A 13,499-nucleotide genomic window follows, 5' to 3' on the forward strand; every position below is an offset into this window, starting at 1 on the left:
CGCGGCCGCGCCATCGGCGCCATGCCCCACCGAACTCCATGGGGGCTGATCGTATCCGCCGTCCGGGTAGGTGTCCGATAAAGCCACCACCCCATTTCGCCCGGTTCGCCCCGTTGAACGCCGGTATCGTACGGCTCACCCGGCTCCCCACCCCGAGAAGGTCCCCGTGCTCTGGCCGCTGATCACCCTGCTCGCCACCGTCGCCGCCACCCTGGCGGTCGGCTGGATCGTCGACCAGGTCCTCCAGCGGATCAGCGCCGACCACCCCGGGGCGCCGGTCTGGGCCCTGCTCCGCCGCTGCCGGATCCCGCTCCAACTCGCCCTGGTGTCAGCCCTGTTGCTCGCCACCGACCCACTCAGGCGGATCTTCCACCTGACCGGGGACGAGGGCGCCCACCACCTGGTCCTGCTGTTGCTGCTCGCCTCCCTCGGCTGGCTCACCGTCCGCGTCGCGGCCGCCGTCCTGGAGGCGCTGCTCCGCCGCTACGAGACGGTCGCCGACGACCCGGCCCGGGTGCAGCGGGTCCGCACCCAGGTCGGCATGCTGCGCCGGGTGGTCAGCGCGGCGATCGTGGTGGTCACCGTCGCGGTGATGCTGCTGACCTTCTCCGCCATGCGCACCGTCGGCGCCAGCCTGCTCGCCTCGGCCGGCCTGATCGGCATCGTGGCCGGCATCGCCGCCCAGAGCACCCTGGGCAACTTCTTCGCCGGACTCCAGATCGCCTTCGGCGACACCGTCCGGATCGGCGACACCGTGGTGGTGGACGGCCAGCAGGGCACGGTCGAGGAGATCACCCTCTCCTACCTGGTGGTCCGGCTCTGGGACTACCGCCGGCTGATCGTCCCGGTCTCGTACTTCGTCAACAAGCCCTTCGAGAACTGGACCCGCCGCGACCCCGGCCTGCTGGCCGCCGTCCTGCTCCACCTCGACCACACCACCCGGGTCGACGAGCTCCGCGCCACCCTGCACACCCTGCTGGAGAAGCACCCGCTCTGGGACGGCGCCGAGTGGGCCCTCGACGTCACCGACACCACCCCCAGCACCATCGTCGTCCGGGCCACCATGACCGCCCGCACCCCCGAGGACACCGCCCGGCTCCGCTTCGACGTCCGCGAACAGCTCATCGCCCACCTCCGCGACGAGCACCCCCACGCCCTCCCCCGCCTCCGCACCACCGACGGCTGAGCCCCGCCACTCCCCGCGGAACGAAGGATCCCCGCGCCCCGCAAGGGACGCGGGGACCCGCGTGCGAAGTCCTACAGCACCCTCGTCATCGTCCGGTGCGGGATCCCGGCATCGTCGTACACCGGCCCCTCCGCCAGGTACCCCAGCCGCTCGTAGAACCCGAGCGCCTGCACCTGCGCGTGCAGCTCGACCTCGACGGCCCCGCGCTCGGCCCCCGCCGCCTCGATCGCCCGGACGAGCTCGGCCCCGAGCCCGGTCCCCCGGGCCGCCGCCAGGACCGCGAGCCGCCCGAGCAGCACCCGTCCCTCGACGCCCCCGGTCAGCCCGGCCGCCTGGTCGCCGAAGATCAGCCGCCCGGTCCCCAGCGCGGCCCCGTCCGCGCCCACGGCGAGCACGTGCACCGAGGTCGCGTCGTACTCGTCGTACTCCAGCTCCTCCGGCACGTTCTGCTCGACGATGAACACCTCACGCCGGACCGCCCGCACCAGCTCCAGGTCCGCCTCACCCTCGGCGACCCGGATCGCGAAGCCCGTCATCTCAGCTCTCCGAGGCGATGATGTCCAGCGCCTTCTGCAGGTCCGCCGGGTACTCGCTGCTGAACTCGACCCACTGCCCGTCCGACGGGTGCTCGAAGCCCAGCGAGACGGCGTGCAGCCACTGCCGGGTGAGCCCGAGCCGCTTGGCCAGCGTCGGGTCGGCGCCGTACGTCAGGTCGCCCACGCAGGGGTGCCGCAGCGCGGACATGTGGACGCGGATCTGGTGGGTGCGGCCGGTCTCCAGCTTGATGGCCATCAGCGAGGCCGCCCGGTACGCCTCGATCAGGTCGTAGTGGGTGACCGACGGCTTGCCGTCGCGGGTCACCGCCCACTTCCAGTCCGCGCTGGGGTGGCGCCCGATCGGCGCGTCGACGGTGCCGCTCAGCGGGTCCGGGTGGCCCTGGACCAGCGTGTGGTAGCGCTTGTCGGTGATCCGGTCGTGGAACTGCCGCTTGAGGTCGGTGTAGGCCCGCTCGGACTTGGCGACGACCATCAGACCCGAGGTGCCGACGTCCAGCCGGTGCACGATGCCCTGGCGTTCGGCGGCGCCCGAGGTGGAGATCCGGTAGCCGGCCGCGGCGAGCCCGCCGATGACGGTGGGGCCGGTCCAGCCGGGGCTCGGGTGCGCGGCGACGCCCACCGGCTTGTCGATCAGCACGATGTCGTCGTCGTCGTGGACGATCCGCATGCCCTCGACCGGTTCGGCCACGATCTGCACCGCGGCGGCGGGGGCCGGGATCTCGACCTCCAGCCAGGAGCCGGCGGTCACCCGGTCCGACTTGCCGGCCACGGCGCCGTCGAGCGTCACCTTGCCCTCGGCGGCCAGCTCGGCGGCCTTCGTCCGGGAGAAGCCGAACATCCGGGCGAGGGCGGCGTCGAGGCGCTCGCCCTCCAGGCCGTCGGGAACGGGGAGGCTGCGGATCTGCGCTGCGGTACTCACCCGTACGAGTATGCCGGAAAGGCGCCGCGCCCCTTCCCCCCGCTGGTCCCGCCGGAGGACGGGCCCGTTACTTCGCGCCCTTCTCCGGCTGCTGGTGCACGGTCCCGTCCGGGTTGCTCCCCCGGAAGGAGAGCAGCACCACGAGGATGCCGCCGCAGACGATCGCCGAGTCCGCGAGGTTGAACACCGCGAAGTGCTGGACGGAGATGAAGTCCACGACGTGGCCGCGGAACACGCCCGGGGCGCGGAACAGCCGGTCGGTGAGGTTGCCGAGCGCGCCGCCGAGCAGCAGCCCGAGCGCGATCGCCCACGGGAGGCTGTACAGCCGACGGGCGATCCGCCAGATCACCACGATGACGGCCGAGGCGATCATCGTGAAGACGACGGTCAGCGCCTGCCCCATGCCGAAGGCCGCGCCCGAGTTGCGGATCACCTGGAAGGTGACGACGTCGCCGATCACCTTGATCGCCGCGTGGTTCTCCAGCTTGGCGACGACCAGCAGCTTGCTGGCGAGGTCGATCAGGAAGGCGAGGACCGCGACGACCAGCAGCACGCCGACCCGACGCGGGCCCTTGGGCTTCTCCACCGCGGTGGCACCGCCCGCCCCACCCATGGCCTCGGACTCGGACTCGGTGGATTCGACCACGGCCGCCTCCGCGCCATCGGCGGGGTTCGGGACGGCGTCGTCCCGGGTCTGGGGGGAACCTTGCGTACTGATGATCCGCTCCGCTGCCGAGGTGGGCCGGTGGGGCCTGAGTGCGTCCGTACCGACGTGTCAGGCGACGTTACGGGGTCGAGCGTACGGCAAGCCCGACCCCCCGCGTTCGCCCCGGTCGCCCGGGTCGGACCGTGGCTCGACGCCACGGTTCAGCGGCGTTCCTGCTTCGCCTTGCACTGCACGCACAGCGTCGCCCGCGGGAAGGCCTGCACCCGGGCCTTGCCGATGGCCTGTCCGCAGGACTCGCAGATGCCGAAGCCGACGCCCTCCAGCCGCTCCAGGGCGCGCTCGGTCTGGGCGAGGCTGTCCCGCGCGTTGTTGGCGAGCGCCAGCTCGCTCTCCCGCGAGATGTTCTTCGTACCGGCGTCCACCTGGTCGTCGCCGGCTCCGTCGTTGGAGTCGCGCATCAGCCCGGAGATGGCGGCCTCGGCGGCCTCGATCTCGCCGCGCAGCCGCTGCAGGTCGTCCTGGAGCTCGTCGTGCAGTTCGTGGACCTCCGCCGAGGTCCAGGGGTCCTCCCCCGGCCGGACCGGCAGCGTGGCCGGGTCCACCGACTCGGCTCCGCGCGGTACGGCGACGGTCTCGGTACTGGTCTTCTGAGGTGCGGTAGTGGTCACGGTCCCCTCCCCTGGATCGGCCGCCACGGCCTTGCGTGCCCGCTTGGTGGCGGTACCCGCGCCGGTTGCCTTCTCAGCCATGGCTTCGACCCCATCTACGAACGAATCGAGCCGCCGGTTCCCGGCGGCCTCCAGTGCCGGAACGATAATCCCGATCAAAACCGGTCACAACCTGACATACCGGCGCCCCAGAGTGATCCCACCCAGGCAGCCGCCCCAGCCGCCACGCCCCGCGCGCTGACAGACATGTGCCCACCTCACCCCCGCCTAACCGCCCCCACCGACCGGCCCGGACCAGCGCCTCAGGACCCACTCCCCCGATTCCCTTTGGACAAACCGTCCGGCCCGGCCGATACACTGACCCTGCAAGGCGCAGATGGGACGAGTACCGACGTACGCAGCCACCAGCGACCCGGGGACGGTGCGAGCCCGGGGGTGTGCACGACGGGAAGATCACCCCGGAGCCGCCGGAAGAACGGCCACCACGGGCAACCGCGGCGGCCCACTAGACCCGGCAGCAAGCCCAAACAAGAGGGCCGCAACGCAGCACCGCGGCCAAGGAGGGTGGTACCGCGGGTCGGCGAAGGCCGTCTCGTCCCTCCGGAGGATCCAGTCCCAGCATCCGCCGGAGGTAGACGCCCGCGATGAGCACCTACAACCCCGTTCCCGCGCAGGTGGATCTGCCTGCCCTGGAGCACCAGATCCTGTCCTTCTGGCAGGACAACAAGATCTTCCAGCGCAGCCTGGAGCAGTCCGAGGGCCGCCCCGAGTGGGTCTTCTACGAGGGCCCGCCGACCGCCAACGGCATGCCCGGCGCCCACCACATCGAGGCCCGCGTCTTCAAGGACGTCTTCCCGCGCTTCCGGACCATGAAGGGCTACCACGTCGCCCGCAAGGCCGGCTGGGACTGCCACGGTCTCCCGGTCGAGCTGGCCGTCGAGAAGGAGCTCGGCTTCTCCGGCAAGCAGGACATCGAGGCGTACGGCATCGCCGAGTTCAACGCCAAGTGCCGCGAGTCGGTGACCCGCCACACCGACGCCTTCACCGAGCTGACCACCCGCATGGGGTACTGGGTCGACCTCGACGAGGCCTACCGGACGATGGACCCGTCGTACGTCCAGTCCGTCTGGTGGTCGCTCAAGCAGATCTTCGACAAGGGCCTGCTGGTCCAGGACCACCGGGTCGCCCCCTGGTGCCCGCGCTGCGGCACCGGCCTGTCCGACCACGAGCTGGCCCAGGGCTACGAGACCGTGGTCGACCCCTCGGTGTTCGTCCGCTTCCCGCTGACCAGCGGCCCGCTGGCCGGCCGGGCCGCCCTGCTGGTCTGGACCACCACCCCGTGGACCCTGGTCTCCAACACCGCCGCCGCCGTGCACCCGGAGGTCACCTACGTGGTGGCCACCGACGGCACCGAGCAGCTGGTCGTCGCCGAGCCGCTGCTCGGCAAGGCCCTCGGCGAGGGTTGGGAGACCACCGGCGAGTCCTTCACCGGCGCCGAGATGGAGCGCTGGGCCTACCGCCGCCCCTTCGACCTGGTCGAGATCGAGAACGCCCACTACGTCCTCAACGCCGACTACGTCACCACCGAGGACGGCACCGGCATCGTCCACCAGTCCCCGGCCTTCGGCGCGGACGACCTCGCGACCTGCCGCAAGTACGGCCTGCCGGTGGTCAACCCGGTGCTCGGCGACGGCACCTTCGCCCCCGAGGTCCCGCTGGTCGGCGGCCAGTTCTTCAAGAAGGCCGACGAGGCCCTGGTCGCGGACCTCAAGGAGCGCGGCCTGCTCTTCCGCCACCTGCCGTACGAGCACAGCTACCCGCACTGCTGGCGCTGCCACACCGCGCTGCTCTACTACGCGCAGCCGTCCTGGTACATCCGGACCACCGCCGTCAAGGACGCGATGATCCGCGAGAACGAGGCCACCAACTGGTTCCCGGACACGGTCAAGCACGGCCGCTTCGGCGACTGGCTGAACAACAACATCGACTGGGCGCTCAGCCGCAACCGCTACTGGGGCACCCCGCTGCCGATCTGGCGCTGCGAGGAGAACCACCTCACCTGCGTCGGCTCGCTCGCCGAGCTGTCCGAGCTCACCGGCACCGACCAGGGCGACCTCGACCCGCACCGCCCGTACATCGACGAGGTGACCTTCGCCTGCCGCGACTGCGGCGGCACCGCCACCCGCGTGCCCGAGGTCATCGACGCCTGGTACGACTCGGGCTCGATGCCCTTCGCCCAGTACGGCTACCCGTACCAGAACAAGGAGCTGTTCGAGAAGCGCTACCCGGCGCAGTTCATCTCCGAGGCGATCGACCAGACCCGCGGCTGGTTCTACACGCTGATGGCGGTCGGCACCCTGGTGTTCGACAAGAGCAGCTACGAGAACGTCGTCTGCCTGGGCCACATCCTGGCCGAGGACGGCCGCAAGATGTCCAAGCACCTGGGCAACATCCTGCAGCCGATCCCGCTGATGGACCAGCACGGCGCCGACGCCGTCCGCTGGTTCATGGCGGCCGGCGGCTCGCCCTGGTCGGCCCGCCGGGTCGGCCACGGCACCATCCAGGAGGTGGTCCGCAAGACCCTCCTCACCTACTGGAACACCGTCGCCTTCCAGGCCCTGTACGCCCGTACCTCGAACTGGGCGCCGTCCGCGAACGACCCGGCCGCGGCCGACCGTCCGCAGCTGGACCGCTGGGTGCTCTCCGAGCTGAACACCCTGGTCCGCGAGGTCGACGCGGCCTTCGAGGCCTACGACACCCAGCGCGCCGGCAAGCTGCTCTCCGGCTTCGTCGACGACCTCTCCAACTGGTACGTGCGCCGCGGCCGCCGCCGCTTCTGGCAGGGCGACGCCGCCGCGCTCGCCACCCTGCACGAGGCGCTGGAGACCGTCACCCGCCTGATGGCCCCGCTCACCCCGTTCATCACCGAGCGGGTCTGGCAGGACCTGGTCGTCCCGGTCGCCCCCGACGCGCCCTCCTCCGTCCACCTCGCCACCTGGCCGGTCGCGGACGAGACCCTGATCGACACCGACCTCTCCCGGCACATGGCCCTGGTCCGCCGCCTGGTCGAACTGGGCCGGGCCACCCGCGCCGAGTCCGGGGTGAAGACCCGCCAGCCGCTCTCCCGCGCGCTGGTCGCCGCCCAGGGCTGGGAGGAACTGCCCGCCGACCTGCGCGCGCAGATCGCCGAGGAGCTCAACGTCTCCACCCTGGAGTCCCTCGCCGAGGTCGGCGGCTCGCTCGTCGACACCAGCGCCAAGGCCAACTTCCGCGCGCTGGGCAAGCGTTTCGGCAAGGGCGTGCAGGACGTCGCCAAGGCGGTCGCCGCCACCGACGCCGCCCGCCTGGCCGCCGAACTGCGGGCGAACGGCGAGACCTCGGTCGAGCTGAACGGCGAGACGGTCACCCTCTCCCCCGACGAGGTCATCATCACCGAGACCCCGCGCGAGGGCTGGGCGGTCGCCAACGAGTCCGGCGCCACCGTCGCCCTCGACCTGGCCATCACCCCGGAGCTCAAGCGCCTCGGCATCGCCCGCGACGCCATCCGCCAGATCCAGGAGGCCCGCAAGAACTCCGGCCTGGACGTCGCCGACCGCATCGTCCTGCGCTGGCGCGCCACCTCCGAGGAGACCGCCGAGGCCATCGCCGAACACGGCCCCCTCGTCGCCGATGAGGTCCTCGCCACCGACTTCGCCGCCGGCGCAGCCGACTGGAACTCCGAGACCTTCACCGACGAATCCCTCGGCCTCGCCTTCCAGCTCCGCAAGGCCTGACCCACCCCGAAGCCGCCGGCACCCCACCCGGGGTGCCGGCGGCTTCGCCGTACCCGCACGGGCGCGCGGGCCCGAGCCCGCGCGCCCGAAGCACCTCCACCCCCCGAACAGCACACACAAAAGGGCGTCCCCTCCCCGACCCGGAGGTCGGAAAGGGGACGCCCTCAAAAGGCCTGGCTACAACCTCAGTTGTCGCCGTCCTCATCGATCAGGAAGCCCCGCATCGGCGCCGGAGCCTGCTGCATCGGCTGCGGCGGCTGCGGCCGCACGGCCGCCATCGGCTGGGTCATCCCGGCCGGCTGCATCTGCGGAGCCCCGGTGTTGCCACCGGCACCCTGCCCGCCGAAGCTCGGCGCCGGCACGTTCCCACCGAAGGAGCTCTGCCCGCCGAACGCCGGCGAGTTCCCACCGAACGACGGCTGGTTCCCACTGAAGGAGGGCGCGGAGCCCATCGACCCGGCACCGGCCGGAGCCATCGACGAGGCCGCCGGCGGCAGCGACGCGGTGGCGGGGATCCGCGGCGGGGCGAGCGAGTCGTCCGCCTGCGACTCCAGCTGGCGCAGCTGGGTCTCCAGGTACGACTTCAGGCGCGTGCGGTACTCACGCTCGAACGCCCGCAGGTCCTCGACCTTGCGCTCCAGCGTGGCCCGCGCGGACTCCAGCGAGCCCATCGCGACGCGGTGCTTCTCCTGCGCGTCCCGCTCCAGGGCGTCGGCCTTGGCCCGGGCGTCGCGCTCCAGACCCTCGGCCCGGCTGCGCGCCTCGCCGACGATCTTGTTGGCCTCGGAGCGGGCCTCGGAGATCGCCTGGTCGGCGGTCTGCTGAGCGAGCGCCAGCACGCGGGCGGCGCTGTCGCCACCGGGGCCCTGCTGCTGCTGCATCGGGGCGCCGAGCGGGCCGCCCATCTGCTGCGGGCCGCCCATGGGTCCGCCCATCGGCTGCATCTGCTGCTGCTGGCCCATGCCCTGGCCCATCGGGTTGCCCATCTGCTGCGGGCCACCGGGACCGCCCATGGGCTGGAGCATCTGACCGCCCATCGGCTGGACCAGCTGCTGCTGGCCGCCCATGGTCTGGCCCATCTGCGGCTGGCCCATCTGGGGCTGGCCCATCTGCTGCGGACCGCCGGGGCCCATCGGGCCACCCTGGCCGGCCGGGAGCTGCGGCGCACCGGAAGGCAGGCCGAGGGGCTGGTTGCCCATCTGCTGCTGCTGCGGACCGCCCGGGCCCATCTGCTGCGGACCGCCGGGGCCCATCTGCTGCGGGCCACCCGGGCCCTGCTGGCCGGGGACCGGCGGGCCGGATATGGCTGCCGGGACGGGAGCGGCCGGACGCTGGGCGTCCTGCGGCGGCTCCTTCCGCATGTTGGCCTGGTTCTGCGCGGCGGCGCGAGTCGCGGCGGCCAGCTTGGCCCGCAGGTCCTCGTTCTCCCGGAGGAGGCGGGTCAGCTCCGCCTCGACCTCGTCGAGGAAGGCATCGACCTCGTCCTCGTCATAGCCTTCACGCAGGCGGACGGTCGTGAACTGCTTGTTCCGAACGTCCTCGGGGGTCAATGGCATCTCTTCACCTCAACGTGATCGTCGGCACACCGGCATCCTGTCGCATCGCTCACCTACGACTAGGGGTGCACAAGCGAGATCAGGACATACACAATGATCATCAGTACGAAGAAGGACAGGTCGAGCGCCACGCCCCCGAAACGCAACGGCGGGATGAACCGCCGAAGAAGCTTGAGCGGCGGATCCGTGACAGTGTACGTGGCCTCCAGGACCAGGACCATGGCCTTGCCCGGCCGCCACGAACGCGCGAACTGGAAGACCCAGTCCATGACCAGTCGTACGAGCAGGAACACCAGGAAGACGGTCAGGGCGTAGTAGAGCACCGCCCACACGATGTCCATCGCGTTTTCCCTCTCCCCGGTCCCTGGCCCTAGGGCCTACCGCTCGTCACCTGTCGCCAACCACTGTTGATCAGATCCACACGTAAAGTCGTGGCCGGGTCAGCTCTGGTTGAAGAACCCACCCTCGGCGATCCGAGCCTTGTCCTCCGCCGTGACATCGACGTTAGCAGGCGACAGCAGGAACACCTTCTGTGTCACGCGCTCGATACTGCCGTGCAGACCGAAGACGAGTCCAGCGGCGAAGTCTACGAGCCGCTTCGCGTCCGTGTCGTCCATCTCGGTGAGATTCATGATCACGGGGGTCCCGCCACGGAACTGTTCCCCGATGGTACGGGCCTCGTTGTAGGTCCGGGGGTGCAGCGTGGTGATGCGGTAGGGCTCTCGTTCGTTCACTACCTTGGGCATGATCACCGGTGCGCTCTTCTCCAGGTTGTGGCGGCGTTCGGGTGTGATGGACGACACGGGGGCCATCCTCGGGGCTTCCTGTCGGATCGGCACCGCCGCCGGCACCGGCTGCGGGGTGATCGAGGAGACCGGCGCGGGTGCGGGGGCGGCGGCCGGCCGGGGAATGTCCTCGGTCCGCTGCCCGGTACGGATCGGCTCGGGGTCCGCGTCGTAGTCGTCGTCGGGGTCGTACCCCTGGCCGTCGTACGTCTCGTCCTCCACGAGGCCGAGGTAGACCGCCATCTTGCGCATTGCGCCGGCCATGCTCCTGTCTCCTCCGCTTGTGGTGGACCGGCTCCGCCCCGGCGGCCAGGCCGTTCGGCCCTGCGCGCGGATTCCGCGGTCCGCCCACGACGGCCCGTCAAGGCGACGCGCCGTCAGAGTTCGTGGGGTTGGGCCGCGGAGCTGCGATCCACGGTTGGCTAGCGCTTCGGAAAGCTGCTAGCTTCTGTCCTATTTTGTCCTGCAGTCTGATCTAACTACCCGGTGACGTTACCTGAGGGGTGACCTCACTCCGAGTACCGCCGTTCCGACGCGCACATGTGTCGCTCCGGCAGCAATCGCCTGCTCAAGGTCACCGCTCATGCCTGCGGAGACCATGGTGGCAGCCGGATGGGCCGCCCGTACGGCGGTTGCGATTTCCGTCAGCCGGTCGAAGGCCCGAGCCGGATCCCCGGCCAGCGGACCGGCCAGCGGAGCGACGGTCATCACACCGTCCAGGCGCAGCCCGGGCGTGTCGGCGATCGCGTCGGTGAGTTCCGCGACGTCCTCCGGGGCGACCCCGGCCCGGTGCGCGCCCTCCCCGTGTTCCTTGTCCAGCGCCACCTGCACCAGGCAACCCAGCTCCGGGCGCTCGGACTTGAGCACGGCCGCCGAGAGCGACTCGACCAGCCGCAGCCGGTCCACCGAGTGCACGTGGTTCGCGTACCGGACCACCGAGCGGACCTTGTTGGTCTGCAGCTGCCCGACGAAGTGCCAGTCAAGAGGAAGGTTTCTGCACTGTTCCGCCTTGGGCGCGGCGTCCTGATCGCGGTTCTCCGCGACGTCCGTCACACCCAGCCCGGCCAACAGCGCGGTGTCCTCGGCCGGGTAGGTCTTGGTGACGACGATCAGGGTGACGGACTCGCGCGGGCGTCCGGCGGCCGCACAGGCGTCCGCGATCCGGCGCTCCACCACGTCGAGGTTGGCGCCCAGTTCCTCGTACCGCGCCCGCTGGCCCTCCGTCAGCGCCCGGAGGAACTCCGCGCCCCCCGGGAACGGTCCGTAGATGTCGTTCGTCATCAGTGATCAGAGCCCAACCAGACGTAGCTCGCGAGCCGGCCCGTGCGCTGCTCGCGGCGATAGGAGAAGTGATCGGCGGATTCGAGGGTGCAGACCGATGATCGCACCAGCTCGGTGACCCCTGCGGCGGCCAGCTGGGCCGCGACCCCCTCCGGTACGTCCAGCGCCGGGGTGCCCCAGGAGGTCTCGGCGTAGGCCGCCGGGACCAGCTCGGCCACCTCGGCCCGCAGTTGGGCCGGCACCTCGTAGCAGCGGCCGCAGACCGCGGGGCCGGTGGCGGCGGTGATCCGCGCCGGTTCGGCCCCCAGTTCGACCATCGCCGCGACGGCCGCGGACACCACGCCCGCCGCCAGCCCGGGCCGGCCCGCGTGGGCCGCGCCCACCACACCCGCCACCGGGTCGGCCAGCAGCACCGGGGTGCAGTCCGCGGTCAGCACCGCCAGCGCGAGCGGCCGGTCGGTGACCACCGCGTCCACCGTCGGGGCCTCCCCCGGCGACTGCCGCTCCGTCACCACGGCCACCTCGGCGCCGTGCACCTGGTTCATCCAGACCACATCGACCGGGTCCAGCCCGAGCTCCCGGGCCGCGCGGGCCCGGTTCTCCCGGACGGCCCGCGGGTCGTCGCCCACCGCGCCGCCGAGGTTGAGCTCCCCGTACGGCGAAGTGCTCACCCCGCCCCACCGGTCGGTGAAGGCGAAGTGAGCACCCGCGCGTACCGCGTGATCGATCACTTAAGGAAGTCCGGCACGTCGAGTTCCTCGGCCGGGCTCTCCACGAACGGCTGACGGGCCGGCTGCACCTGCGGCGGCACCGGAGCGGCGGTCGTGGTGGCCGGGGCCTCGGAACGCGACGCGGCGGCCGGGCTCTCCTCCGAACGGGACGTCACCGAGCCGATGCTCCCGTACGAGGGACGGCCGGCCGGGCGCTCCGGGGCGGCCGGCGGAGTGGCCGGGGCCGCGGGGGTGGTGGACTTCACCACCGGGTCGCGGACGATCGCCGGCGGCTGACCGCCGTCGAAGCCCGCCGCGATGACGGTGACCCGCACCTCGTCGCCGAGCGCGTCGTCGATGACCGCACCGAAGATGATGTTGGCCTCGGGGTGGGCGGCCTCGCTGACCAGCTGGGCCGACTCGTTGATCTCGAACAGGCCGAGGTCGGAGCCACCCGAGATGGACAGCAGCACGCCGCGGGCGCCGTCGATCGAGGCCTCCAGCAGCGGCGAGGAGATCGCCATCACGGCGGCCGCCTTGGCGCGGTCCTCGCCACGGGCCGAACCGATGCCCATGAGCGCCGAACCGGCCTCCGACATGACGGACTTGACGTCGGCGAAGTCGAGGTTGATCAGACCCGGAGTGGTGATCAGGTCGGTGATGCCCTGGACACCGGAGAGCAGGACCTGGTCCGCCGAGCGGAACGCGTCCAGCACGCTGACCTGGCGGTCCGAGATGGACAGCAGCCGGTCGTTGGGGATCACGATGAGGGTGTCGACCTCTTCGCGCAGGGCGGCGATGCCGTCCTCGGCCTGGTTGGCCCGGCGGCGGCCCTCGAAGGTGAAGGGGCGGGTGACCACACCGATGGTCAGGGCGCCCAGCGAGCGGGCGATGTTGGCGACGACGGGCGCGCCGCCCGTGCCCGTGCCACCGCCCTCACCGGCGGTCACGAAGACCATGTCGGCCCCCTTGAGGACCTCCTCGATCTCCTCGCGGTGGTCCTCGGCCGCCTTCCGGCCGACCTCGGGGTTGGCGCCGGCGCCGAGGCCCCGGGTGAGTTCACGGCCCACATCGAGCTTGACGTCGGCGTCGCTCATGAGGAGGGCCTGCGCATCGGTGTTGATCGCGATGAACTCGACGCCCTTGAGACCGACCTCGATCATCCGGTTGATGGCGTTGACACCACCGCCGCCGATTCCGACGACCTTGATGACTGCGAGGTAGTTCTGCGGTGCTGCCACGTCGAAGGCCTCTCGCCTCGAATTTCCGGGTCGGCCCGGCCCGACGGGGGCCGTACCGACGGATGTCGATGGGTAGGGAGCCTGGTTTCTGACTGAATGTCCGAAATGCCGACCACCGACCCCAACCCTAAACTTGACCTTTAGGGTTAGTCCTGT

Annotated in this window: 12 protein-coding genes; 2 read left to right on the forward strand and 10 right to left on the reverse strand. The window is 71.3% G+C overall.

The window, feature by feature from the left end; all coding sequences use genetic code 11:
* Positions 1 to 166: 166 nt before the first annotated feature.
* A complete protein-coding gene (locus tag ACIP4P_RS40435; protein ID WP_400928042.1) occupies positions 167 to 1,186 on the forward strand; it encodes a mechanosensitive ion channel family protein in 1,020 nt (339 codons plus the stop codon).
* 71 nt (positions 1,187 to 1,257) lie between these two features.
* Here the strand turns inward: ACIP4P_RS40435 and ACIP4P_RS40440 are convergent, their stop codons facing one another.
* From ACIP4P_RS40440 to ACIP4P_RS40455, 4 genes are all read right to left on the reverse strand, one after another.
* The gene (locus ACIP4P_RS40440) at positions 1,258 to 1,722 is read right to left on the reverse strand and encodes a GNAT family N-acetyltransferase (protein ID WP_350515604.1); all 465 of its coding nucleotides are present in this window, start codon (positions 1,720 to 1,722) and stop codon (positions 1,258 to 1,260) included.
* A gap of 1 nt (position 1,723) precedes the next feature.
* Positions 1,724 to 2,662 carry an RluA family pseudouridine synthase gene (locus ACIP4P_RS40445; RefSeq protein WP_350515605.1) on the reverse strand — a complete coding sequence of 313 codons (939 nt, stop codon included), beginning with the start codon at positions 2,660 to 2,662 and terminating at the stop codon, positions 1,724 to 1,726.
* A 67-nt stretch (positions 2,663 to 2,729) separates the two neighbouring features.
* Positions 2,730 to 3,308, reverse strand: coding sequence for a signal peptidase II (gene lspA / locus ACIP4P_RS40450; RefSeq protein WP_400928047.1), 579 nt, complete (start codon positions 3,306 to 3,308; stop codon positions 2,730 to 2,732).
* Positions 3,309 to 3,529: 221 nt separating this feature from the next.
* Positions 3,530 to 3,997, reverse strand: a complete 468-nt coding sequence (locus tag ACIP4P_RS40455; protein ID WP_350515606.1) for a TraR/DksA family transcriptional regulator — start codon at positions 3,995 to 3,997, stop codon at positions 3,530 to 3,532.
* Between the two features lie 644 nt (positions 3,998 to 4,641).
* Between ACIP4P_RS40455 and ileS the strand changes: the two genes are divergently transcribed.
* A complete protein-coding gene (ileS, locus tag ACIP4P_RS40460; RefSeq protein WP_400928051.1) occupies positions 4,642 to 7,770 on the forward strand; it encodes an isoleucine--tRNA ligase in 3,129 nt (1,042 codons plus the stop codon).
* Positions 7,771 to 7,955: 185 nt separating this feature from the next.
* Here the strand turns inward: ileS and ACIP4P_RS40465 are convergent, their stop codons facing one another.
* The 6 genes from ACIP4P_RS40465 to ftsZ form a co-directional block, all read right to left on the reverse strand.
* Positions 7,956 to 9,326, reverse strand: coding sequence for a DivIVA domain-containing protein (locus ACIP4P_RS40465; RefSeq protein ID WP_400928054.1), 1,371 nt, complete (start codon positions 9,324 to 9,326; stop codon positions 7,956 to 7,958).
* A 59-nt stretch (positions 9,327 to 9,385) separates the two neighbouring features.
* On the reverse strand, positions 9,386 to 9,667 hold the full coding sequence (locus ACIP4P_RS40470) for a YggT family protein (RefSeq protein ID WP_030282903.1): 282 nt from the start codon (positions 9,665 to 9,667) through the stop codon (positions 9,386 to 9,388).
* 99 nt (positions 9,668 to 9,766) lie between these two features.
* Positions 9,767 to 10,375: a cell division protein SepF gene (locus ACIP4P_RS40475; protein ID WP_350515609.1), complete on the reverse strand. Its 609-nt coding sequence runs from the start codon at positions 10,373 to 10,375 to the stop codon at positions 9,767 to 9,769.
* 228 nt (positions 10,376 to 10,603) lie between these two features.
* Positions 10,604 to 11,392, reverse strand: coding sequence for a YggS family pyridoxal phosphate-dependent enzyme (locus ACIP4P_RS40480; protein ID WP_350515610.1), 789 nt, complete (start codon positions 11,390 to 11,392; stop codon positions 10,604 to 10,606).
* Positions 11,392 to 12,123: a peptidoglycan editing factor PgeF gene (gene pgeF, locus ACIP4P_RS40485; RefSeq protein ID WP_400928061.1), complete on the reverse strand. Its 732-nt coding sequence runs from the start codon at positions 12,121 to 12,123 to the stop codon at positions 11,392 to 11,394. The genes ACIP4P_RS40480 and pgeF overlap by 1 nt, the downstream gene beginning before the upstream one ends.
* Positions 12,120 to 13,343: a cell division protein FtsZ gene (gene ftsZ / locus ACIP4P_RS40490; RefSeq protein ID WP_350515612.1), complete on the reverse strand. Its 1,224-nt coding sequence runs from the start codon at positions 13,341 to 13,343 to the stop codon at positions 12,120 to 12,122. Before ftsZ ends, pgeF begins: the two co-directional genes overlap by 4 nt.
* Between the last annotated feature and the right edge of the window lie 156 nt (positions 13,344 to 13,499).

The organism is Kitasatospora sp. NPDC089509 (assembly GCF_044749365.1).
Taxonomy (GTDB): Bacteria; Actinomycetota; Actinomycetes; order Streptomycetales; family Streptomycetaceae; genus Kitasatospora.

What these genes read in the sequence shown, in the direction of transcription:
- ACIP4P_RS40440 (WP_350515604.1), bottom strand. Translation starts at nt 1,722, where the DNA reads ATGACGGGCTTCGCGATCCGGGTCGCCGAGGGTGAGGCGGACCTGGAG.
- ileS (WP_400928051.1), top strand. Translation starts at nt 4,642, where the DNA reads ATGAGCACCTACAACCCCGTTCCCGCGCAGGTGGATCTGCCTGCCCTG.
- ACIP4P_RS40465 (WP_400928054.1), bottom strand. Translation starts at nt 9,326, where the DNA reads ATGCCATTGACCCCCGAGGACGTTCGGAACAAGCAGTTCACGACCGTC.
- ACIP4P_RS40470 (WP_030282903.1), bottom strand. Translation starts at nt 9,667, where the DNA reads ATGGACATCGTGTGGGCGGTGCTCTACTACGCCCTGACCGTCTTCCTG.
- ACIP4P_RS40475 (WP_350515609.1), bottom strand. Translation starts at nt 10,375, where the DNA reads ATGGCCGGCGCAATGCGCAAGATGGCGGTCTACCTCGGCCTCGTGGAG.
- ACIP4P_RS40480 (WP_350515610.1), bottom strand. Translation starts at nt 11,392, where the DNA reads ATGACGAACGACATCTACGGACCGTTCCCGGGGGGCGCGGAGTTCCTC.